Origin of the sequence: Synechococcus lacustris str. Tous (assembly GCF_003011125.1) — a bacterium.
Classification (GTDB): domain Bacteria; phylum Cyanobacteriota; class Cyanobacteriia; order PCC-6307; family Cyanobiaceae; genus Synechococcus_D; species Synechococcus_D lacustris.
On sequence record NZ_PXVC01000291.1, the window covers coordinates 1 to 639 of the forward strand.

Below are 639 nucleotides of genomic sequence, written 5' to 3' on the forward strand. Positions count from 1 at the left end.
GGCTTAAACCATCCTGTTACGGGGGAAAGGATGGTGCTTAAGGCACCCCTGCCGGAAAGCTTTGAGCGATTGCTGGAGATGCTGCGCCGGCGCTAGAAGCCAGCACTCCGTTGGGCCGCGAAAGCCAATGCCCCCGTAAAGCCCGAGTTGTAGTCGATAGCCACCTCATTAGCGATGTAGTCGCTACGCACATCGGCATAGGCAAAATCGTTGGCCTGGCTGGGGCCACCTACCAGAGCGCCATAGAGAATATTTTCGTTTGGTAGGCCATTGCGGAAACCATCCCAGCCCACCCCAGAAGCGGCCCGATGGTGGGGCTGCTGAGGCGAATTATCACCATAACCAACCAAATAACTGGAGTTACGGGGGTTGTCTCCGAGGATGTAGTCGATGGTATCTGTGGCCAGCTGGCTGTAGGCGCCATTGGGATCGGTAACGCTGTCGGCGTAAACCCCAGCCAGCATTGCCGTGTTTGCGGCATAGCGGAGGGAGCCCCATTGACTGATAAAACGCAAACCTCCAGAAGTTATTTGTACCCCATTGCTGCCGTTCACCCAACTGTTCAGCCAACCCTCCACATCGCCACGGATCTTGGCATTACCCGTGTCTTCAGCGAGAAGCACAGCGGCGCCGTAGGAG

At 56.8% G+C, this 639-nt stretch carries 1 protein-coding gene; it reads right to left on the reverse strand.

Annotation, left to right across the window (positions count from 1 at the left end):
* Positions 1 to 92 precede the first annotated feature (92 nt).
* Positions 93 to 639, reverse strand: a 547-nt coding sequence (locus tag C7K08_RS14995; protein WP_193464859.1) for a glycoside hydrolase family 9 protein, incomplete at its 5' end; no start/stop codon positions are given.